General features: G+C 43.0%; 17 protein-coding genes. 8 read left to right on the forward strand and 9 right to left on the reverse strand.

Going from position 1 to position 22,657, the window contains the following annotated elements:
- The first annotated feature begins 1 nt into the window (after position 1).
- Positions 2-784 (forward strand): hypothetical protein, encoded by a 783-nt coding sequence (locus tag MNV_RS12150; protein WP_096206230.1) that lies wholly within the window; start codon positions 2-4, stop codon positions 782-784.
- On the opposite strand, the gene MNV_RS12155 is transcribed toward MNV_RS12150, so the two are convergent.
- On the reverse strand, positions 781-1,788 hold the full coding sequence (locus MNV_RS12155) for a hypothetical protein (protein ID WP_096206231.1): 1,008 nt from the start codon (positions 1,786-1,788) through the stop codon (positions 781-783). The genes MNV_RS12150 and MNV_RS12155 overlap by 4 nt on opposite strands.
- A 195-nt stretch (positions 1,789-1,983) precedes the next feature.
- Between MNV_RS12155 and MNV_RS12160 the strand changes: the two genes are divergently transcribed.
- From MNV_RS12160 to MNV_RS12190, 7 genes are all read left to right on the forward strand, one after another.
- Positions 1,984-2,634: a hypothetical protein gene (locus MNV_RS12160; RefSeq protein ID WP_096206232.1), complete on the forward strand. Its 651-nt coding sequence runs from the start codon at positions 1,984-1,986 to the stop codon at positions 2,632-2,634.
- Positions 2,635-2,749: 115 nt separating this feature from the next.
- Positions 2,750-3,178 (forward strand): hypothetical protein, encoded by a 429-nt coding sequence (locus tag MNV_RS12165; protein ID WP_096206233.1) that lies wholly within the window; start codon positions 2,750-2,752, stop codon positions 3,176-3,178.
- 60 nt (positions 3,179-3,238) lie between these two features.
- The gene (locus MNV_RS12170; protein ID WP_143311762.1) at positions 3,239-4,714 is read left to right on the forward strand and encodes a glycosyltransferase family protein; all 1,476 of its coding nucleotides are present in this window, start codon (positions 3,239-3,241) and stop codon (positions 4,712-4,714) included.
- The gene (locus MNV_RS12175) at positions 4,711-5,046 is read left to right on the forward strand and encodes a DUF1616 domain-containing protein (protein WP_096206235.1); all 336 of its coding nucleotides are present in this window, start codon (positions 4,711-4,713) and stop codon (positions 5,044-5,046) included. The genes MNV_RS12170 and MNV_RS12175 overlap by 4 nt, the downstream gene beginning before the upstream one ends.
- On the forward strand, positions 5,043-6,017 hold the full coding sequence (locus MNV_RS12180; RefSeq protein ID WP_096206236.1) for a DUF362 domain-containing protein: 975 nt from the start codon (positions 5,043-5,045) through the stop codon (positions 6,015-6,017). Before MNV_RS12175 ends, MNV_RS12180 begins: the two co-directional genes overlap by 4 nt.
- 7 nt (positions 6,018-6,024) lie before the next feature.
- Positions 6,025-7,041 (forward strand): Gfo/Idh/MocA family protein, encoded by a 1,017-nt coding sequence (locus tag MNV_RS12185; protein ID WP_096206237.1) that lies wholly within the window; start codon positions 6,025-6,027, stop codon positions 7,039-7,041.
- On the forward strand, positions 7,007-9,142 hold the full coding sequence (locus tag MNV_RS12190; RefSeq protein WP_096206238.1) for an ArnT family glycosyltransferase: 2,136 nt from the start codon (positions 7,007-7,009) through the stop codon (positions 9,140-9,142). The genes MNV_RS12185 and MNV_RS12190 overlap by 35 nt, the downstream gene beginning before the upstream one ends.
- Positions 9,143-9,246: 104 nt before the next feature.
- On the opposite strand, the gene MNV_RS12195 is transcribed toward MNV_RS12190, so the two are convergent.
- The 8 genes from MNV_RS12195 to MNV_RS19075 all read right to left on the reverse strand — a co-directional run bounded on the left by MNV_RS12195 (position 9,247) and on the right by MNV_RS19075 (position 22,537).
- Positions 9,247-10,605 (reverse strand): B12-binding domain-containing radical SAM protein, encoded by a 1,359-nt coding sequence (locus MNV_RS12195; RefSeq protein WP_096206239.1) that lies wholly within the window; start codon positions 10,603-10,605, stop codon positions 9,247-9,249.
- Positions 10,606-11,089: 484 nt separating this feature from the next.
- Positions 11,090-11,593: a glycosyltransferase family 2 protein gene (locus MNV_RS12205; protein ID WP_179293973.1), complete on the reverse strand. Its 504-nt coding sequence runs from the start codon at positions 11,591-11,593 to the stop codon at positions 11,090-11,092.
- Between the two features lie 46 nt (positions 11,594-11,639).
- Positions 11,640-12,542, reverse strand: a complete 903-nt coding sequence (locus tag MNV_RS19750; protein ID WP_179293974.1) for a hypothetical protein — start codon at positions 12,540-12,542, stop codon at positions 11,640-11,642.
- Between the two features lie 537 nt (positions 12,543-13,079).
- Positions 13,080-14,222 carry an OmpL47-type beta-barrel domain-containing protein gene (locus MNV_RS12215; RefSeq protein WP_096206242.1) on the reverse strand — a complete coding sequence of 381 codons (1,143 nt, stop codon included), beginning with the start codon at positions 14,220-14,222 and terminating at the stop codon, positions 13,080-13,082.
- 227 nt (positions 14,223-14,449) lie between these two features.
- Complete coding sequence (locus MNV_RS12220; protein ID WP_096206243.1) at positions 14,450-18,823, reverse strand: hypothetical protein; 4,374 nt, start codon at positions 18,821-18,823, stop codon at positions 14,450-14,452.
- A gap of 140 nt (positions 18,824-18,963) precedes the next feature.
- A complete protein-coding gene (locus tag MNV_RS12225; RefSeq protein ID WP_096206244.1) occupies positions 18,964-20,646 on the reverse strand; it encodes a hypothetical protein in 1,683 nt (560 codons plus the stop codon).
- Positions 20,647-20,822: 176 nt separating this feature from the next.
- Entirely contained in the window at positions 20,823-22,277 is a 1,455-nt protein-coding gene (locus tag MNV_RS12230; RefSeq protein ID WP_096206245.1) for a cytochrome c3 family protein, read from the reverse strand.
- Entirely contained in the window at positions 22,262-22,537 is a 276-nt protein-coding gene (locus MNV_RS19075; RefSeq protein ID WP_143311764.1) for a hypothetical protein, read from the reverse strand. The genes MNV_RS12230 and MNV_RS19075 overlap by 16 nt, the downstream gene beginning before the upstream one ends.
- Between the last annotated feature and the right edge of the window lie 120 nt (positions 22,538-22,657).

Here is a 22,657-nt window from a genome sequence, read left to right on the forward strand (position 1 = left end):
GATGAACAAGAAAATAATATTATACGTGGCTTTCATGGCTCTCAGCCTTTATGCAATGCCCCAGACAGTAGCATTGTTCGCAGGCCAGCACACGTACTACAGCGGGATGAGCGTAGAGTGCGGGAAGTGCCACGCCGATATTTTAGCGGAGATCGAAACAAGCGGATATGTTTATGAAAAACACAGGGAAGCTTCTGGTAATATAAATTATACGACATATCTTTCCCTTGGGGGTATAGATTATTCTGGCGGGATTATAACTGCGTACGATGGAACAAAATGGACGTGGAATCCATCTGGAAGAACATGGCAGAGTGGGTCGCAGGTTCGGAATGTCAGCCTTGACAGGAATAATAACGGTGTAATAGATGGCGCTGAAATCTGCATGCTATGCCATAACGCTTCTCTTGCAGGTTCAAATGACCATACGGGAATAATTGTAAGGGGTTGCGACGATGACACATGCCATGGTAACAGGAACAATATCTATAACAGCCCGGCGCTCTTCAATAAAACCACGCCGGACATCATAGCAGCAGGACATAATCTGAGCCAGGCGAATGTCCACCAGCCGTTTTACCTCGAGGCAAGCAACCAGTCTTCGCGTTACGGGGCGATTATGGCTTTTGACCGGGAACCGGGAAATATAAACGGCGATCACATATCAAAAGGGCACTGGGCATGCGAAGGATGCCATACTGGAACAGTTGTTAGTGTTACAATACTCCCTCCCCCTGCGTATGATCATTCGGATAGCAATCCTGTTAAGAGGAGATATAATTAACTCGTATTCCTGAGCTTTATCTCCTTTGCGTATTCCTCAAGCTGTTTTTCATTAGCTACTGCAGGAAGACCGTTCCGTGGGGCATGAGGATTGGTATGGCAATCTGTGCATAAATCGACATAGCGGTGGCAGCTGCCGCAATTAATTTTGCCGGGATGAGGCGGTCCATGAGGATTATGACATTTCATGCATGAAATTATTTCTTTGTGTTTCGGATGACAATTGATACATGCAGGCACATTCCGGTTGTGTTTGCTATCATACAGCGTAAGGTTATCGTAGATATCATAATGGCAGGTGGCGCACATTTCTTTTGTAGCAGTGTCTTTAAAAACTGCATTCCGGACAGGAAGATGCGGGTCGCTGTGGCATCCAAGACAGATGCTTCTATCCCATTGTGCGTTTTTTATATGGGGTTTATGGCATTTGGTACACTGGGGAAGATCACCCAGCCGCGTGGGGTCTGTTCCATGGCAGCTGCCGCAGGTCAGGTTCTTGTGTCCCCCTTCGCCCATATGCCTCCAGAAGCTTGTCTCGGGTTCTACTGGTTTCTTGTTATGCATGAGATGGCAGCCGTCGCAGGAGGAAGCATTGGAATGGTTGAACTTGAATGAGATTATCTTTTTAACATTATGACATTTGGTACAGTTGGCTTCCAGGAGCGCAAAATCAGAGGCATTAACACTTTCGTTCAAAGTAAAATCTGAGGACATAAGTTTGTTGAGCAATGGAAGAGAGTAGTTTATGAGCTGGATATCTATAAGCAGTTTTCTGGTAGCCAGACTTGACTGGACCCCGGCAGCAGAATGGCACTCTATGCAATTAATACCATTTTCTTTGTGGGAAGGCATTTTCGAATTGTCAGGCGGAGAAATAAAGGTCTTATACTCGTATGCGTGGCACCCGGCGCAATAGAGCGGATCGTTGAGATTCCCGAATATGGTTGATGAAACATACATCGATGAAACGACGAGCAGAAGCACGGGTATCAGCCATTTTTTCATATCCTTTGATTAGTAGTTACTGATTTAAGTAGGCAACTGTAACTTAGTTAATATTTTTAGAACTTAAGATGCGCCGATACCAGATGTATCAAAGGAACGAATAGTAAGGTATATGCTCTATAAAACACAATTATAATTTAGTTGGATTATATCTGGATTTAAAAAATAAAAAATGGTAGGTAAGGAGAGAAAATCATGAACAGCAGGATATTTTTACTGACTGTCGCCGTGGCGGCAGTCGGACTGTTTGCAATGCCGAATACATTAACGCTATTCTCAGGGCAGCATACGTTCTATAATGGAAGTGCTGTTAACTGTGCAAAGTGTCATCAGGATATTGTGGATGAAGCCCTCACGAACGCCGGTAATAACGCTCCACACTATACAATTATGGATCAGAGCGGTAGAGCACGATGTGAAGTCTGCCATACAACGGGTGAAGTCAGTAACATACCTGCAGGTAAGGACGGCACAGGCGGTTTCGATTTGCGCAGCCAGTCGCTGGATGTAACAAGCGATACAAAGGCACATGCAGCCGTCAAAGTAGAGTGTGTTTCATGCCATGTGAACGTGACCAGTGAAATAACAGGCACTAACGCGACACATGCACCCTACTATGATGCTGCCAATCAGAGTTATGATAATCAGAGCGATAACGGTTTTGATATATTGAAAGGATCTAACGAGGCATGTGTTGCATGCCATACGCACATAATGATAAACATCACCTGGGTGAGATCAATTGGTTATAATATGAATGTAAGTGAATCTCCAGAAGGGTACTATGTGATTAATTTGACCAGTGTCAATTCTTCAACGAATACAACGTACTCTGCAGGTCAGTAAATAACATATCGAAGGAGATATCTCCTTCCCATTTCTTATTTTTAAAATCCGTGTACTATTTCTTTCATTCACTTGATTTAGAAAGGTTTATAACTGCTGTGAATAACATTCGGTCATGAATACTTTTGTAAAAATGGTTGCTATTATTATTTTGGTAATTATTGTATTAACTGGCATATTTTATATCGGGGGCAGTATAAAATCATCTAAAGTTGCCAATATTACTATTTTTATCGAAAGTAATAATGAATCAACAAACATAACGAATATTGAAGGGAACCTTGAAAGAGTTCCAAAAATAAGTCTTCCACGCGGTGGAAACCTTGTGGCGCCTGGTATTGCAGTGACGATAAGACAGAATATGATACCTGTCTCTGATTGGTACTCTTTGCCATTAAATGGAACAGGCGCTTATAATTTAAAAATAGGACTTGACGAATCTTTTTCAGAAGATAAGCAGATCGCGGTATATGTACAGGTCGTAAATAATAGGTCAGAGAAGATGGAATCGGCTCAAAAAGAACTTTTGCTAAAACTCCGCTAAATTCTCTAACAGGCAGGTGAGTTAATTATTTATGCTGACCTAATCAAGGATAGAAACATCTTGAAAAGACCAATAGTTTACATAACGATTTTAATTTTATTGAGCATATACACAACCGGCAGCATCCATTTCGACTACCGCTTCCCTTTTCATACTGACGAATGGGACAACATAAAGATATCCCAGGAAATCTTAAAAGAAAAAAAACTTGTAGAGTATAATCCATTTCTTCCCGGAAACCCGTATTATCTTAACTTCAATGAGGAAGGTCACGGCGTTGCAAACACCAGTTCTGCCAGGTGGGAACTGAATTACAACCTTTTTATCGCGCTCTCAAGCCTTTTCACAGGGATCCCCCCGCTGGATACAGGACTTATCCTTCCAACTGTTTTTGTCTTCATAATGTCTTTCAATACATTCATCCTGGTAAGGTACCTCACAAAAAACGACCTGCCTGCATTGATATCCGCTATTTTCGTCATGACCCTGAAAAGCGATGTATTTTTCCTTGGTCCGTGGTTCCTGGTAGCAGCTTCCTTTGGTCTTGCCCTCATCCCTTTGATCTTTTACCTTTTCCTGAAATCCCGTGTTTCAAATAAATATCTCCCGGTACTTTTATTTGTTTTCGCGGTCACAACGCTGGCGCACCCGGCGTCTGCTATTATATTCGTTCCGATATTCGGTCTTTACATAGCGTTCAACCCGCATAACATTAAACAGTATAAAAATAAACTCCTTATCTTTGTCGCTATACTATTTGTTCTGCTGTTTGTACTCGTCCCTTTCGATGGCTCGGTTGCAGGCTATGCTGCCAAGGTACTTAAAATCCTTACATTCTCGCGCTCTACCCCGATCAATGGATTCTTTGCCATGATGCAATTTCCGGTATACATGGGAATAATTGCCTTCGGGCTTTCAATCTTTGGCTTCTCTAAAGCAATGTCGGATAATGAAGCGAAAATACTTCCGCTGTCGGTAGATGCACTTCTTATCCTTATCCTGGCTTACATTTACCTGGGATATGCATTTTTTGCCCCGTACGAGCGGGTTGTTATGTATATGGCTGAGCTCCTGTTGATACTTGCCGGGATCGGATTGTTTTACATATATATATCTATCAAGAACAAAAAAATAGCCGTTGCGCTTGTTGTTATAATCCTGGCACTCCAGGTCAATTCTATTCTTGCATATAAAAAAGATATACCCCTAGTAATGGAGCCGGAGGAATACGGACCTATCTTGTGGCTGAAAGATAATACTCCGCAGGACGCTGTTATCCTGGCAACCCCAAGGATATCAGGAGCTATTGGCGTAATTTCGGACAGGAAAGTGGTATCGCTGTTGCGGGGAAGGCTGGGGTCAAGCCAGGAAAGCGTTAATAAAAGCCTGGATTTCTTCAGAGGGGATACAGAAATGAAAGAGAAACTCCTGCCGGAGTTCAAACCTAATTATATATATAGCAAAGGAGAAATCAACATGAGTTCCTTGAGATTAGTGCATAACGAGAACAACATATATATCTACGAGGTAAGATGATAGAATTTCTACGGGCTGTCCTGGGCGGTCTTTTCCTGTTCCTTATCCCCGGTCTTGCCTGGTGTCTTTTGCTCTTTGAGAAAGAGAAAAAGGATGCGCTTGAGCTTGTTGCTTTATCGATCGCCCTGTCGATCTCTATCTCGACATTAAGCATCTTTTTCCTGAATTCGATGCTGGGAGTTAAAATCACTCTTATTAACGCCGGGATAATCCTTGTTATCCTTACCATTACACCGGTATTTTTCTGGATAAGGAGAGGTAACAGCCTCCGGGACTTATATGAGGAATTAACTATCCGGTCGTACAAAAAATTAAATGTGAAAAAAATATGACCACATCGGTAACTATCGGGAGGGATCCAGAAGAAGTGATGGCAGCCGCTTTCAAAAACATCCCGAAAGTCAATAATTACGTTATCAAGGTAAATCTCTGTACCATAGCATCCTGCCCGATAACAACGAGCGTAGAATCTGTAAATGGTATAATAGCCCGCATACTGAAGATCAATCCTGATGCCCGGATCAAGGTTGTTGAGTCAGATGCCACAGCCCTGAACGCGGATACGGCTTTTAAGAGACTCGGATACACAGATCTGGAAGGCGCCGGGGTTGCAAACCTGTCAAAGGACGATGCTGTGAAAGTGGACGTGAACGGCGGGATAATAGGCATACTTAATGTTCCTCTCACTTTGTATGAGTGCGACTGCCTGATAAATATGGCAAGATTGAAAACCCACGTTTTCACAAAAGTCAGCCTCGGTACCAAAAACCTTTTTGGTATGATCGCAAGGAAAGATAAGGAAAGCCTCCATCCATTCCTTGACAGCATCCTGGTAGACCTTGCAGGGTTCTACAGACCGAATCTTACTATCATTGAGGGAAATATGGGTCTGGAAGGAAGAGGACCGGTCGACGGAATGCCCAAGCAGGATAATGTTTTTATCGCAGGAGACGATGTTTTATCTACCGACCTTGTGGCATCAGCTTATATGGGAATAAAGAAGGTACCCCATCTTGAGCTGGCGCAGAAAGTCCTCGGTAAAAGGGATATACATATAACCGGAGAGGTGGAGCTGCTTGATAATCCTGTTCCATATAAAACAATGGCGCGCCTGCCATACACAACTACAAGGTTTGGTTTTTATATTGCATCCCTCGGGAAGCGGCTTGAGATGCTGGGGAACTCCGTAGCATTTGCAGGTGATGCCCTCGGAGCTGTTGATATGGAAGTACTGAAGCAGAAGATATCTTATCGTGATGCATTCTCCGTATTGCTTAGAAAAACAACTAAAATCAACATATAGGTGAGAAATGAAACTCAATATAGGAATTATCGGCTGCGGTAACATAGCAAAGAGCGTACATCTGCCGATCCTGGTCAAGAACCCGGATATAAAGGCAGTTTTCATCTCCGATACCGATGCAAGAGCGCTGGAGAACATCGGTGAGCTATTTGGCATTGAAAAGAACAGACGTTTCCTGGACTACATGGAACTTCTGGATTCCGTGGATGCCGTGTTCATACTGACACCTTCGCATACGCATTACGCCCTGGTAATTGATTGCCTCAACCGCGGGAAAAACGTATTTGTGGAAAAGCCACTGTGCATGACGCCAGATGAGGCGCAAAGTATCGAAAAAACCGCCGGGGATACCGGTCTCATTGTAGAAACGGGTTATAACCTCCGGTTCATGCCGCAATTAAAATTAGCTAAGAAACTCCTGAAAAAAGGGCATATCGGCAGAATTATTACAATAAACGGGTATTACCTGGCTGAAGCGCCTTATTTGCGGGAGGACAAATCCTTCTATTTAGACCCGGAAAAAGGAGGAGGCGTGCTCATGGACGGCTTATGTCACCTCATCGACATAAGCTCATGGTTCGCGGACAGCAGCATAGAGGAGGCATACGGGTTTAGCGGTACTTATGATGACCTGCCTGTTGAGAATATAGCAGATATCTCGATTAAGTTTGAGAGCGGGGTTATCGGTCATCTCCAGGCGTTGTGGGCACCATTATCTGAGTATCTGCATACCGAGACGCTCAAGACCCTCAGGATCGTAGGTGACAGGGGCGTTCTTACCCCTGCTATATATAGCGGAAAGATAAATGAATACAGGGCAGGAAAAGGCACACATACCATTTATCCGGAAAACATGGACTTAAGAAACCCCATGTGGGCTTTGAACAGGTCATACCTGGAGCAGGATACAACTTTTATAAACCATATAAAAGAAGGAATAAATAATATTAATAAGGTTAAAGAATCTATACTTATAATAGAGATACTGGATGCAATCAAGAAGAAGAAGGCGTATAAGAGATAAAGAATATTCAGGTGAACCTTCGAAGCTGCAGGAAGGTGCTCCGGCAGCTTACAGGGAAAAGACTTTTGATATCAGTATGTCAGGGTTCTCTAAAATCATCATTTTAATAGTGCTTGTATCGGCTTTTTTAGTGCGTATCATCAGAATAGACGAACATGCATTTGTTTTTGATGAAGCCATTTATGTGAAGATCGTAAAGGACATAGTAGCGAACGGATACGACTGGCAAAGCATGAGGATGCTCGGGACAGCCCACCCCCCCGTTTATTTTATGCTCATGTCGTTCCTCTATAAGTATTTTTATTTTATGAACGATGAGGCGTTTTTCCGCATCGTAACAGTATTGATATCGGTGGCAGTTACTTATTTTATTTATAAACTGGGCTCGGAATACAGTCCCTCTACCGGTATTATAGCTTCGTTAATTTTTGCTTTTAACCCGTACTTTATAGCTTATTCAAGGTTTGCGACACTGGATATGCTTACCGTCCTTTTCATAACAGCGGGTATTTACGCTTACTCAAAGTACCTGTCATCCGGAAAACCATACCTCCTGCAAATAGCAGGAGCCATGTTCGGTCTTGCAACTTTTACCAAGATATACGCCGGCGTATTCCTGTTAATAACTATCATCCATCTAATGATGAAAAGAACTAAAAAGCCAATGGAGATAGTCCAACTTATAATGCCATACACAGCCGTGATACTGCTGATATCCCTGATGCTGGGACAGAGCATCTACTTCCCGTGGACTATCCTCAAAACGACTTACGGATGGAGCGTGGGGCAAAAACTTGCCTTCAACTGGACGCTGATAACTGTAAGCACACATATAGGGTTCATATCCTTTGTGATTTCCATGGCAGGCCTGGGATACTTAATCGAAAAAGCTCTTTATGAGCACCACCGCTTGAGCGCCTTTTATGTGCTGGCTTTCCTGTTAAACATAGTTATCTTCACCGTATTCTCAGGAACATATTTCGCGAGATACCTTTTGATCCTGACGCCATCCGTATGCATATTTTTCGGTTATTCCGTGGATAAAATACTGTATAAGATAAGAAGTTTTCAAACCGGGATAGCCGCTGTAATTTTGATATTCCTGCTGGCAGGATTGTCTTTTGATTATGGCAGCGTGGCTAATGGCTCTGTTTATTCAGCCACGCTCATAGACGACTGGTGGCATATAGATTCGTTAAAAGAAGCAGGAAAATATATTTCAAACAATAATACCCCTTATTACCTGACGCATAATAAAGACATGCATGCAGGGGGAGAGTTTTTCATTACGAACGCCCACTATCCTGTCCTTGAAGCCTACAGCGGCATTAAAGGTGCATTCTATATGGGGTATGCACCCGGAAACATCTATCTTTTCTGGCTTGGATATAAAAACAACGCGCTGGGGACATTTCCACTTGAATCCCGGGATGAGCGGAATGCAACTTATATTGTAATAGTGGATAAATACACAGAGCTTGACCACAAGTATGTGCTTTATACCACTGACATATCTTTCTCCTACTCTATGAACGATTTCCTGAACGAATACCTGGTATATTATGATTACAGGGGAAAGTTCACAGACAAATATGGTATATCGTCCTATGTATTCAAACGATATTCAAACAATACCTATGCCAGAATGGAAAAACCAGCCGTGTTCATAGGCGAACCTGCAGACAACTGGACCAAAAATAATAATGGGTGGATATATGGAAAAGCATGGGGCGAGGCAAAGAACCATTCCAGGTCTATCCAGGGCTATGGATATGGCAGCATAGTTCTGACAGTTCCGGACGAAAGTAACAATTCCATGTTAGAAATCACACTGCAAGATGCGGGGTATGATACCATGGTATTTGAAACAATCAGGGACGGCATAAATGTAACGATCGGGGAGGTAAAACTCAATAACACAAAAAAGATAATCCAAACCGGATTTGTCGTCTCCAAGGATATGTATTCGGATGCTTATGGCAATAAGCCCGATATTCAGCAGCAATTCAATATATGGAAGAAAGGTAGTACATATACAGTTAGAGACAGTACATATACAGTTCCAGTATTTAAAGCAATGATTTCCGGATCGCCCTCTTAAATATGGCTACCATATTCCGACCAGCCTGGAAAATTTACCTGTTAAAAAGCGCAAATCAGCTATTGATTTTATGTTCCTCATCCGTCTCAATATGCTTTCCGGTTTTATTTCTTCAAAAACCTGTACTTATAGAAGTCCCTGATTAACCTCTTCTGGATTTCTATAATCTCATCCGGCGTGAAAATGTTACTACCAGTAGCTGAATCCACATTCCTCAGCTTTGAGAAATCATTGATCTTGATACCTTCTTTAGTCATGAGGCTATAAAGTTCGGTGCCGTGAAAAGGCGTAGCAATCGAAAAATAGGCAGAATCAAGGTTGGAATTCCTGGCAAAATCAAGGGTGTCCTGTATCATCTTACCTGTCTCACCCGGAAAACCTATAACAAAAAAACCATGCGTCCAGATACCAGTCTCTCTTGCATACCCGATTACATCTTTTGTTCTTGTCAAAGAAAGAGGTTTATGAATTATGTCGCGCAGAACATGCTCGTTCCCGGACTCAATCCCGAACGCAAGCTGATAGCAGCCGCTCTTTTTCATCTTGGACAAAAGATCCCTGTCCAGGGTAGTTACATAAACGCCGTTGGGCGTGGTCCAGGAGATATCCAGTTTCCTCTCGATTATCAAATCACAAATCCTGTTCATCCGTTCCTTATTCAATGAAATATTATCATCTACAAAATGGAACTCTTTAATTCTGTGTCTCTTTACAAGCTCTTCGATCTCATCGACCACATTTTCAGGACTCCTGGCTCTCCACTTCCGACCCCATACTGTCTTAATAGAGCAGAAAATGCAATTATTCGGGCAGCCTCGGCTTGTAAGCATTGTTGTGAAACGGCGGTTCTTCTGGCTGCCGGGAGCCTTCCCGATCTGTATGTACTTCTCCATATTTATCAGGTGCCGTGCCGGGAAAGGAATTGAATCAAGATTCTGGATATGGGGCCTTGCGGGGTTTAAAACAATTGAGCCTTTATTTTTAAATGCTATTCCTTTTATCCTGGAAAAATCTCCTGAACCAGAATAACTATTGACAAGTTCCAGGAAAGCTTCTTCTCCTTCTCCAACAACTACACAATCTGCATTAGATGTATTTAGAGAATCCTCCGGAAGAGCTGAAGGATGAAAACCGCCCAGTACTTGAAGTGTATCCGGAATCATATCCTTTAATATAGCTGATAATCTGGCAACATCCTCCCACATCAAACTATACATGCAGCTGATTCCTGCAACATCGGGATGCGAATCTGATACTCTGGAAGCCAGCTCCTCCATTGACATTCCGATACGCCTGAATCCATCTTCATTGCGTATCGCTCCTTCAATGCCATCAATTATATTGACCCGATGTCCTGCCCGCTCTAAGACGGCTGCCAAGTAACACAGCCCGAGGGGAGGAGCAGCCCCGTAAAATTCCCTTTTCTTAACTTTAATAGAGGGTTGAACAAGCGTTACCTTCATTCTTAATTCCTTTATAATTTCTTACTCCTACCTATCATTTGCCCGATATAAAAGCTATATATTCTCACGATATCGACAAAGACATACGCCGGTATGTATAAGCTTTCTTTTTTAAAAAACAATTTAAAATAATATATAATTAAATACAATATAGGTGTGGACAATAGTACAAAAAGCCAAAAAATAATGTTGTTATTAATAAATATTAATGAGTATATATATAATATTAATACACTGAATAATATCAATTCGTTTCTTTTGTGCCATTTAGTAAAAGATGCATGCGGATATTTCTTGCAAAATCTTCCAGACCCCAGGCCATATAGATAGTATTGATTCACCAGTGAGCTAAAGGTTTCCCGATGTTTATGCCACACTATAGCTTCTCCGGTACATAAAACATCATAGCCTGATTTAACAATCCGGTATTCGTAATCGAACTCCTCGTACCCTCCTTTATAGTTCTCATCAAAGTATCCTATTTTCACAAATTTTTTTTTGCAACTGCCATATTAGCACTTACAGGCTTCCTTTTCAAGAAATTCGTATCATTAATGGTATAATTGTTTTTATACTCAGGCATTAATGGAATCCATGACAGCTTGCCGTAAAGCCCAAAAAAAGTATCAAGATTCAATGTTTTTACACTGCCGCCTGCACATGCAATGTTTTCATTATCAAAACCCTGTGTTATATACTTAATCCAATCCTTATCTGCTTTGCAATCTCCATCTATAAAAGCTACTATATCGCCAGCAGAATTTTTAATTCCTGTGTTCCTTGCAGAATTTGCACCGTTAGCCGGCGTTCTTATCAGCTTCACGGGAAATCCAAGAACAATAGACGGTGTACGGTCTGTAGAGGAATCGACAACTATTATCTCATCAGGCTTTACGCTCTGATTCATAAGGGAATTTAATAGCTCACTTATGGTATCCTGGTTATTTTTTGTAGGGATTACAACAGTTATTGTTTTTGGTTTTTCCAAAGAATATGCTCCTTTATCCAGATAATGAAGAGAGCTGTCGCTAATTTTAAAGCTTATATTTTCTCAATTTAGCTATAATAAATAATGATGCTAATAATATTAACGCTGCTATTATAATTGACTTATTAGTCGATATAAATGAGGGAGTGCTTAATGATTTTCTTGCAGGTGTTGCATTATCATCAAGAACGTAAATAAGCCACGCATCGGAGCCGCCTGTGCTATAGGATGATGTGGTTCCTGCGATAATATACTCGCCATCGGAAGTTTGCTGCACTGAGGCTGCCGAATCATCTCCGGCTCCTCCGAAGGTCTTATCCCATGTTCTGTTCCCATTAGAATCGGTTTTGATCAACCATACGTCGGTGCCTCCTGCACTGTAGGAGGAAGTGATTCCTGCAATTATATACCCGTTATCGGAAGTTTGCTGCACCGAGGCTGCCGAATCATAACCGGTTCCTCCAAAAGGTTTGTCCCATGACCAGTTACCTTTGGGGTCTGTTTTAATCAACCAGGCATCTGAACTTCCTGCGCCATAGGATGATGTAGTTCCTGCAATTATATACTCGCCATCGGAAATTTGCTGCACTGCGGTTGCTGAGTCATTATCTTTTCCTCCAATGGCTTTGTCCCATAACAAATTCCCTTTGGAGTCTGTTTTAATTAACCAGGCATCTGAACTTCCTGCGCCGTAGGATGATGTAGTTCCTGCAATTATATACCCGTCATCAGAGGTCTGTATCACCGATGCTGCCGAATCGTTGCCTTTTCCTCCAAATGGTTTATCCCATAACCAGTTTCCTTTATGGTCTGTTTTAATTAGCCAGACATCAGAACCTCCTGCGCCGTAGGACGATGTAGTTCCTGCGATAATATATCCGCCATCAAAAGTTTGTATAACTGAGGCTGCCAGATCGTCGCCTTTACCTCCAAAGGTTTTGTCCCACAACAGTTGCCTTTAGAATTTGTTTTAACTAACCAGACATCAGAACCCCCTGCTCCATAGGATGATGTGGTTCCTGCAATCATATACCCATCATCAGAGGTTTGTATAACTGAGGCTGCCAGATCATTGTTTCTTCCTCCAAAGGATTTGTCCCACAACCAGTTGCCTTTGGAATCCGTTATAATTAGCCAGGCATCGTAACCTCCTGCCCCATAGGATGATGAAGTTCCTGCAATCACATACTCGCCATTTTGGTTTTGTATTACCGATGCTGCCGAATCACTGCCTGTTCCTCCAAAGGTTTTGTCCCAGGCAGGAATCGCGCCAAGTACTGTACTGGTAAGAAAGAAGTTTAGAAGCACAACAATCAGTATGTTTCTATTATAACGCATGAAAATCCAGCCGTTTTATGTCAGTATTATTTAATCGTTCTTTTAGCCAGTTTTTCATATATAGTTATCGAATTGATTATTTTTAGGTTTAGAAAAATAAAAATTTTTTTATTCTTCTTAGATATCCTCTTAATTTTGATTTATGAATTCATCGATACACAGCAAAGTATATACGGTCACTTGTGGCGACGTTACCGGCTCTATCAGTTGAGTTAACTACCAGAGAATAGATCCCAGGGGGAGGTATAAAGCCGTCAGGTACTTCCAGTGATTGTCCACTAATGTTAGTCAAATTCCCTAACACGGTCCCTACGCCACTTAAAGAGTCTGTCGCTGAAAAGTTCAGAGCAGTCCCGGCAGGGTAGAGTCCGAAAGGAGTGGGCGTATTAATCGTGATTATCGGAGGAGTTTTATCGATATTAATTCCTGCAACCGTGCTTGCGAAATTACCTGCTTTATCGGTTGCAGTTCCGGTTACTAACTGATTAGCCCCTTCATTTGATATTGTACTATCAGGTGTGCAGCTTTCCAATCCGGATAAACTATCGCTGCAATCGAAATGAACCGTAACATTGGCGTTGTTCCAGCCGTTGGCATTAGGGGCAGGAGTTTGGCTGCTGATAATTACAGGAGAGGTTTTGTCTATCTTAACAGTTTGATTCTTAGCAGATTCAATGTTGTCTGCATTATCAGTTGAGCGATAATAAACTGCTGTTGTTCCTTCAGTGGTAATTATAAATGGAGCAGTGTAGGTATTCCAGTTCAAGCCATCAAAACCATATTCGGTCTTTTTTACTCCTGAGCCTCCATTAATATCAACTGCTGATAGAATGACCGTAACATCAGAGATATTCCAGCCGTTGTTACCGGCGGTTCCTGAGAGGGTTGCTGTTGTGGTGGGTGAGATTGTATCATTATATAACCCTGTAAAAGTAATAGTGCCCCCGTTAGCAAGAGTCTGGGTATCACCCAGAGGCGTATCGTATCCGGGGATTGAATCATAGGTTATGGTGTAAGTACCAATTGGTGCATCGGCTTGGCTCCAGCTCGTTCCATTGCCTGCATACGTAGTCGGACCTGTAAGGGTGAAAGTTGCAGCGGTATTATTTGTGTTGACAACTATTGTCCCGACAGAAGCATAAGGGTTTGTTTCTGCATTCGCCGTATTAGTGTTTATATTCGCAAATGGTGACCCTGCGAAAATCAGAAACAATACTGTTGCAACTGTTATCAGCCTGACAGCAAGCTTTTTTCTATCTTCAATTCCCTCAATTATCCGTTTTTTTACCATTATTGACACGCTCCTCTATTCAGAGTAAATTCGGACTGGCGCTTTAGAGACGACGTTTTTACCTATCTATCCTTAAATAATTGGGTTTAGTTAACTTTCTGGCATATATATTTATCGTTCACAATTTCATATATAGCCATCGAAATTAATTATTTCTGTATACAACAGAATAGCTATGCTAAATCTAACCCACCCCCATTAAAATTTAAATATGTTTCCTATCCTGCTCACCACAGTTCAGATAAGTTGGTCGTAATATTGGCATTACCGTGCCACTGGCTCGGCTTCCTGTGGCAATCGCCGCACTTCTTTACATTCTGGCGGTTCATGTCCTTATTATAGTGGCATGTCCAGCAATCTTGATTGCTTATTATAGCTACTGGTGTTGCGTTTATCTCCTGGTGGATGGATTCATTGAAGGCTGAGATATTCACAAAGGTTTGGGTAACTGAAGGAGATGCCCCAATATAATTCGTGCCGTGGCAGTCAATACAGTTATCTCCTCCTCCCTCGCTTACGCTGTGAGATAGGTTCAGGGAAGTCTCTGAATATCCGGATAAGGCACGCCCATGACAGCTCTTGCAATTGGAATCGTTGAAACCTGAAAGGCTGCTATGGTTAAAGAAGAGTGTTCCATCGCTTGCCGCGAGGCTTGAGTCGGTGATCTCGGGTGGAGATACGGCTAACAGGTTCCCCTTATAATCCTGGGCTCCGGCATAGTGGCAGTTAGCACACCATGTTGAGTTTGCAAGGTCAGGGTTATTAAGCGTATTCGAGCCTTTTATGATTGAAATATTACCAAGGAGATCTGTATTGTTTTCATGAATCTCATTCTGGTGGCAATAGTAGCATGCTGTTATCTGTGAGGTATTGTCCCAGTAATTGCCCCATTTCTGACCCGCACTTAGAGATGTCGAGTGGTTCACGGGTTCAGGTACTTTAGGAGCTACATCAAACCCACTAATGCCTGCACCCTGGTGACAGTTTGTACAGTTAACTGCATTTGTTCTTGCAGTATCCCATGTACCATCAGACTGCAGGTACTTTACCGGATGTATGCTCTTTGTAGAGTTCAGATGGCACTGCGTACAGTCAAGGGTTCCGTTGTGCTGTTCCTTATTCCTTATAGTTGCACTGCCTCCTGCTCCATGGCAGTTCAGGCAGAACGTTGAGTTCGGCAGGCTGAGTGCCGGTTTGTACAGAGTGCTGTTATGTATCCTTCCCACCTGTGTGGCATGGCAGTCAGAACAATTCGGACTTGATGCATAGTTAGTTGAATGATTTGCAATTATCTTGTTCGCATCATCTACGAACGGGAACGCTGTTGCCGGATTGTTATGGCACTGATTGCAGTAATCGTTAGTTCCCTGAACAGGATAATCCGACCGCTTCCTGCCATAGTGACTTGTGCTGTTGCTTCCGCCGTTCGCTCCTCCATATACGCTTGCCGAACCGTCCGGATCAAGGTTCTGACCGAGCATCATTTCGCTCTTGTTATGGCAGTCATAACATGAAGTAGCCGCTGAGGTTTTGATACTTGTTCCATTCCAGTAGTGCTGGGATATCTCCAGTATGCTGCCCGGTGTGAAGTTCGTGTTTTGTCCTGCATCCGGTATATGGCAGTCTGTACACCTGTAAGGGGTCTGGTAGTTGGCAGGATGTCCCTGTCCCGGTTCGTTGCCATTGCCGTGACATGCCCAGCACTTCTTGTTCTCCGGGAATAAGCCTGTTACAGCATCCCTGTTCAGGTCTTTATGAAGTGAATTGGCTTCATTCATAGCACTGACGTTTACAAGTCTTCCAGGTCCTGCTATGCCTCCGACGTTATGGCAACCGATACAATTCGGTCCACCGGATTTGCCTGTATCAACATTATGCAGGAATTCGCTTATATCTGCGGATACTGAGAGTACTCCTCCATGGCATGCTTTACAGTCGGCATCTGTAGCTCCGTATGATGAGTGATCCACACCACTTGCATTCCAGTTAACGCTTCCCGGCTGGTTAGCTACCGGGTCTGGATTTAGCACGCTCATCGTTGCTGCATAATTACTGTCGCCTGGATTGTGGCAGCTTGAGCAGACCGTTCCGGTTCCAATCGCACCGCCGATATTATCAGAACCGACAGCCGCCAAGGCATTTCCAAGCCTTGTTGCATTATGCTTGTTATCGCCGTGGCAGTACAGGCACGCCCCGTTTGCATCTGACCAGTAGGTTCCCCAATGAGCACCTGCACTATCAGTGCTGTGGTTCACAGGAGTATTTACAACCGGCGGTAATCTTCCGAGCTTTGAATTTACAGTATCCCTTACAGCAGGATTCTGCCCGCTGTGGCAATCGATACATGTAACTGCGCTTGCATTGGATGTTGAATATGTGCCGCCTGCTGTCAGGTACTTTATATTATGTAAATCTGAATTATCATGGCAGACAGTACATGCCACGGTACCGTTATGGTTGTTATGAACTGGTGTAGCGGTTATGTAATTTGTAGTATAACCATAGCCCGTCATACCTGTAAGTCCTGCAAAGTACGTTGCCTCAGGTCCCGGCGCATGACAATCCACACAATCTGAAGCCGTTATAGCATTAGCACTGCCTGCACTGACAAATGCAGGCTGTGTAGGCGATGTCTTATTCATTACACCTATGACGTGGGCATCCTGGGAGTGGCAGGCTGTACAATAGACCGGATCGGATGTTGAGTGCTTACCCTGTGAAGCGTGGCAGCTTGTACACTCATTATCTTCTGTATACGTGTTCAGGCTCTTTATCGTATCAGGTGTAGAAACATTGTGCATTGGACTGTGGCACAGAATACATGGTATTGCCGGGGTTGCCTGGTGAGCTACCATGGGCTGGGATGAGTATTTTATCATCCCGCCTGTCCAGAAGTTCGCCGATGGATAGCTCGTTACCTTATTATTGTATGATGAATGGCAGGCTGCACAATCTTTTATAATGGCTGCACTATCGAAGAATCCTGTTCCACTGTCATGGCAGTTTGAACATTTCTGGGTTGTGCTGTGGACATCCGTTCCAATGGTGGATGGATTATTTACTGTAGAAGTACCCGTCCCATAGCTTGTATGACAATAATTACATTGATTTCCCTGAAGCTGAGTACTGGCTTTACCATTGTTATGTTTATTTGTTGTCTGGGCATGCATCTGGTTATACGTTGTGATATATGGTGATTTTGGATTCAGGTTCCTGCTGGTTATGCCGCTCAATCCTTTATCATTGTGGCACCGTGAACAACCGAAATAGCTGTATGTGAAGTTGATACGAGAGCTAACCGCACCTGCATTAGCGATTATTGTATAATTGCCCGGAGCCTTTGCGCCGTTGTTAGATGCATCGTTGAGTTGATATGAATAAGAAGCAACACCATCGGTGTTTGTATTCACTGTTAATGAACTGCCTGCTATACCGCTGATACTAAAATTCACCGGATGATTGGCAATCGCTCTGCCTTTGCTATCAAGAGCAAGGGCGTAAGCACGGATAGTTGTTGTTTCTCCACTCCAGTAATTGCTGCCCCACGTAGATGAGCCAATGGTATTGGAGTTGGGGTCATCAAGTATAATCTGCCTGTTTGTCCTGACGATCACTTTGCTGGGGCCTGCTGCTGCTGCCTGCACCGTGGTCGTGACCTGCGTAGAATTAGTATAATTCGTATTTTCAACCGAAGTGGCTGTCACTGTAGTGGTATCAGCAGCGCCGTTCGGTGCTGTTCCTTTTGCTGTTACCGTAAGAGTGGTCTGGTTACTGCCGCCGGCAGGTACTGATAATGTGGTTCTGCCGGGCACTGAATTTAAAAAGTTCGTGGTATCAGAATCGGTTATACCGAGAGTGTAGTTTCCGTTGGTATTACCCGTATTGTTAACCGTGATTGTATAAACGTAATTACCCCCTGCAATGACACTTGCGGATAGCGGCAACGATCTCACCGTGACATTATACGCGGGATTTGATTGACCCGCTACTTCATCAACCGAAAAACGACCGCTGTTCGAATTTGTACTTCCAAAGTATGCCCTCTGTTCTCCGCTTGATAAGCTGGTCGAAATCCTGAGAGCAAGATAAGAGTCTACAGGTGCTGTTCCCGTGATACTGCTCATGTTGATGGTATATGAGCCTTCATTATTTGATGGCACTGTCTGGCTCACATATCCGAAAGAAGTAAAGGCACCTGCTTTTGCATACCCCAGCTCAAAACGGTATGTGACCGGGCCTGCCCCGCTCCTCTCTCTCAGATAAAATGTGGCTCCAGGTCTGCCGGTGACCTGTGTTGCCGTGTTATATTTTGTCGGGTATATCGCCAGAACCGTGTTACCAGTCCCGGAAGTTGTAATCCTGTCATCCTGGCAATTGAATCCTGCGCTGTTAAGGGTCGTGATCCTGTATGAGGTAGGCTGGGCACCACAAGAACCCCAGTTCGCAGTAAATCCTGATGAGCCAATCGCGCCCGATGAGGGCTGCCAGTAGTACGTATTAACAGTTGCGCTTGCCACACCACTCATTAGAAAAACCAGTAAGATCGCGATGACTGCTCTTACTATAAAATATCTGTCTTTATTCCGGGCATATGTTGACATAAGTATCCTATCCTTTTCTCCTATGTTTTCCTATGTTTTTATTATAATCCCTTTAATTTATTTTTTAATTTTTTTTAACCGTCTGATTTGTATATGGTATTTGTGATATATACATTTTCTTTATAATCATTAGCATGAAATTATCTTATCCAATTTTTAATTGCAACTATTATCAGCAACAGAGTTACAGCAGACCATAATGTACTGTAACCGCTCTTCGGTATATTGTCTGAGCTTGCGTTTGTTTTTAAATCTTTCAATCCTTCTAATTCAGGCGATACTATATTTTCATCCGATGCCTCCAATTTTTTAACGGATTCTGGCTTAGGCTCAGAGACAAGCCATAATTCCCCGAAAATATTTGATTCCGGAGATGCCCTGACAGGTTCGTTCCATGTAATGCCGTCTTTAGAGTTCACAACATATATGACCCGGCTCCCATCATTCATTACTTTTGAGAAAGCTATCCGTAGCACGCCATCCCGATCTGCAATCATACTTTTGTAATCAATGACATTAGTATCGCTTCTATTAATGACCCGGAAAGGTGTCGTGAACTTTAAGCCATCTTTCGACTGGATGATATATGCATCCTCTGCGGTTGTCTGGCTTGACATGAGCGCTATATAATATTCATCATTTTTATAAACCGGATGGAGATAATTATAAGCAACCGACTTATTACCATCTGTAATAAGAGATGGAGTTGACCATGTCAATAGGTCTGGAGAACGCATAACAAAGATATCGTTATGGTTCGCGAATACCTCCTCGTCCTCAAACTTCGGAGATACAAAATAGAGCCAGTATTCCTTACGATTGTCCTTTATTATTGTTGGATAATAGGAGGACTTCATGCTATTATCAGTTATCCTCCTCGATGTACCCGGGTTGCCAAGGCTCTTTGAGGTCATAATATATATGTTATCGTGGAACTCATTCCCTTCAAGGCTGCTGGTTGCATATAAATATATGAATAATTTTGAATCCATATCATAATACAAATACGGATAATACGCATTATCCTGTGCAATAGCGATCTCTTTTGGTTCGTCCCATTTTTTACCATCGACCGAGCGGGTATAATAAGGTTTATTAACAGTCCCGAAGGCTTGATTTAACTCATTCTTTTTATCCGGAGGTTCTAATCGCGTGAATACCATCCAGAATTCACCGTTATCATCTTCAACTATTGCTGAATCATAATCGTGGAATATACTTGTGACGACCGGTTCAGGACGAGACCATGTAATCCCATCCCTTGAATTTGTTATATAGATATCTCCATACTGGCTTTTGCTCAAGACCTCCATTGTCATCCAGTATGTGCCGTTTGAATCTTGAAAAATCCATGGTCTGTTATAACTCGCTTTTGTGTAATAATCTTCTGGAACTTGTTTTCCTAATGGGGTAATCTCAGTAGGAGAACCTATAACAATCTTATCAATTGTAATTGTTCCTGATATCACTGTTACCCTGAGGGTATGATAGGAATTATTCAAGTCTCCAATAAGTTTTAATTGTTGATATTCATTTCTTGATTCAGAAGTGATATCGCCCTTCGATGCCCCATCGAGTTCCAGGGATAACTTAACACCATCATCACCTGTTTTAGATATCAGGTATGTCTCTGCACCCTGGAAATAAATGGTTAGCGTCGAGCCGGCCTGTGTTGCAGTTATCGATGTAATGTTTTGAGACTCAATCGTTTTCCAGCCGCCGTTTAATTCTATAATTGAAGAGTCCTCAGCCTCTACAACTAACGCATTTGATTCAACAGCAGCCGCAATGCCACTATATACTATAATAAGTAATAATATCATCAGAGAATCTTTTAGTAGTTTCCATTTTATGTTTTTATTTCGCCACATTTTTTACTAAACTTAACTACTAAAATAGGAAAGCCATGTTAATATGATTTTTCTTAAACGAAACATTTTCTAAAGATCTACCGGGCGTATGCCCGGTAAATCTATTTGTTCTATTAATACCTGCTCGCTCACCAGATCAAAGACCAGTTAGTGGTAATGTTTGCATTACCGTGCCACTGGCTCGGCTTCCTGTGGCAATCGCCGCACTTCCTTATGTTCTGGCGGTTCATGTCCTTCTGGTAATGGCACCTCCAGCAGTCATCATTAGTTAGAGTATCCGGAGGCGTGTTGTTGATGTTCCTGTGGATGGATTCGTTAAACGCGTATATATCAACCAGCGTCGTCCTTGCCATCGGGTTTGCTCCAGTGTAATTGGTACCGTGGCATTCAATACAGGTATCGCCGCCGGCGAACGTTATTTGATGTGGGTCGCCTCCGTGGCAGGCCGTGCACTGGTTCCCTCCATTATGATCTATGGCTGGATGGCATGTCCTGCATACCGTTATATCCAGAGTTTGGAGGGATTTTACATCGTGCTCACGGTTATGGCATAGACCGCAGGATACGGTCTGGCTGAGGGAATGTGATGTATTTTCGATAGAATTGGGGATGGTTATGTTAGTATCATTCAGGATTGATCCAGGTCTCGGATGACATGTTGTACAGCTCGGCTTAGTGGTTAACGAAGTTAAGGTACCATGGCAATCGTTACATGTCTCGTTCTGGTAATGCCTATCCTGTCCGTAACGTGGAGCAAGAACACTTTCTGTCGTTGTTCTGTCGCCGTGGCAGTTCTCGCAGACAAGTCCAGCATTCCCACCTGATGGAGATTTATGGCAACCACTGCATTCGACTGGTTGTCTTTGATATGGATGGTCTGCCCAGCTAGGGGCTTTGAAGGGGTGACATTGCTGGCACTGCAGCGTGGAAGTATATGTTGTTTGAGTCTCGCACAGGCTATCACCGCAGTGTACTGTGTTTATATCCGTAGTCTCAAAATGTTCGGGATGAACGGTTACAGGGTTGAATGTGGAAGGATAATTGACTCCTCCGCCGATGTGGCAGTTTGCACAGCCCCATCTCAGCACGCTGAACTCTCCTGCAACGTTGGGATAATCAGTAATCCTTACAATATATCCGCCTTCATCCAGATAATCGGGCAGTATGAAGTTCCCGGAGTAAGGTCCTGTCCCGCTCAGATTTGTTCTTCCGATCTCAGCGCCTGTCACGTTGTATATAACAGCTTCAAGAGACAGACCTGTGATATAGCGACCGTTGTTATTCAGGATTGCCGCAGATATGTTAACAGTGCGGAAGTTCTCAGGCGAACTCATCCATCCGGGCGCACTGACCATGTACTCCGAGGGAGTCGTCCAGACACCGGGCTTGAGGGTCACAATGGCACTGGCTGGAACTGAGTCATTAACAACATCCAGGTACCGGCTCTGAGGCTTATAATAATATGTAGTATTTGCAGAGAGCCCTGATACTCTGATGCTCACATTGAACGTATTATTACTCCAGATGCTCCAGCTCCCGTTTGTCAGGTTATTGACATCTGCCTCACTCAGACCGTAATACACCCTGTTGTTGCCGGATACATTAGTGTCCCAGAAAAAAAAGAGCCGCTGGAAGTGGGTTCTGAGTTTCTTTGATTGAAAATGGAGATAGAACCATAAGGGTTTTCAGCGGCATCTACACTGCTGGTATCAGCATATAAAAAAGGCGAGCCTGCAACAATTAATAGCAAAACAGTAGCGCCCGTAAGAACACGGGCAGGAAGTTTCTGTCTATCAGACGTAACAATTGAGATAATATTCCCTAAGTTAATGCTCCTATCCATATGATCACCATTTTTCTTTAATAAATTTAAACCATCATACTATTTATACCTGCTGGTTAATTCAGTACTTCCGAATAGCTCTACTTCCGAGTGAATGAAATATCAGCACATCTATTTTAA

Source organism: Candidatus Methanoperedens nitratireducens (genome assembly GCF_900196725.1).
In the GTDB taxonomy this organism is placed as follows: Archaea; Halobacteriota; Methanosarcinia; order Methanosarcinales; family Methanoperedenaceae; genus Methanoperedens; species Methanoperedens nitroreducens_A.

Bases quoted from the DNA above. Each gene is read 5' to 3' on its own strand.
- MNV_RS12160 (WP_096206232.1), top strand. From the start codon at position 1,984: ATGAACAGCAGGATATTTTTACTGACTGTCGCCGTGGCGGCAGTCGGA.
- MNV_RS12195 (WP_096206239.1), bottom strand. From the start codon at position 10,605: ATGAAGGTAACGCTTGTTCAACCCTCTATTAAAGTTAAGAAAAGGGAA.
- MNV_RS12150 (WP_096206230.1), top strand. From the start codon at position 2: ATGAACAAGAAAATAATATTATACGTGGCTTTCATGGCTCTCAGCCTT.
- MNV_RS12180 (WP_096206236.1), top strand. From the start codon at position 5,043: ATGACCACATCGGTAACTATCGGGAGGGATCCAGAAGAAGTGATGGCA.
- MNV_RS12155 (WP_096206231.1), bottom strand. From the start codon at position 1,788: ATGAAAAAATGGCTGATACCCGTGCTTCTGCTCGTCGTTTCATCGATG.
- MNV_RS12190 (WP_096206238.1), top strand. From the start codon at position 7,007: ATGCAATCAAGAAGAAGAAGGCGTATAAGAGATAAAGAATATTCAGGT.
- MNV_RS12220 (WP_096206243.1), bottom strand. From the start codon at position 18,823: ATGTCAACATATGCCCGGAATAAAGACAGATATTTTATAGTAAGAGCA.
- MNV_RS19075 (WP_143311764.1), bottom strand. From the start codon at position 22,537: ATGGATAGGAGCATTAACTTAGGGAATATTATCTCAATTGTTACGTCT.
- MNV_RS12165 (WP_096206233.1), top strand. From the start codon at position 2,750: ATGAATACTTTTGTAAAAATGGTTGCTATTATTATTTTGGTAATTATT.
- MNV_RS12175 (WP_096206235.1), top strand. From the start codon at position 4,711: ATGATAGAATTTCTACGGGCTGTCCTGGGCGGTCTTTTCCTGTTCCTT.
- MNV_RS12185 (WP_096206237.1), top strand. From the start codon at position 6,025: ATGAAACTCAATATAGGAATTATCGGCTGCGGTAACATAGCAAAGAGC.
- MNV_RS12215 (WP_096206242.1), bottom strand. From the start codon at position 14,222: ATGGTAAAAAAACGGATAATTGAGGGAATTGAAGATAGAAAAAAGCTT.
- MNV_RS12225 (WP_096206244.1), bottom strand. From the start codon at position 20,646: ATGATATTATTACTTATTATAGTATATAGTGGCATTGCGGCTGCTGTT.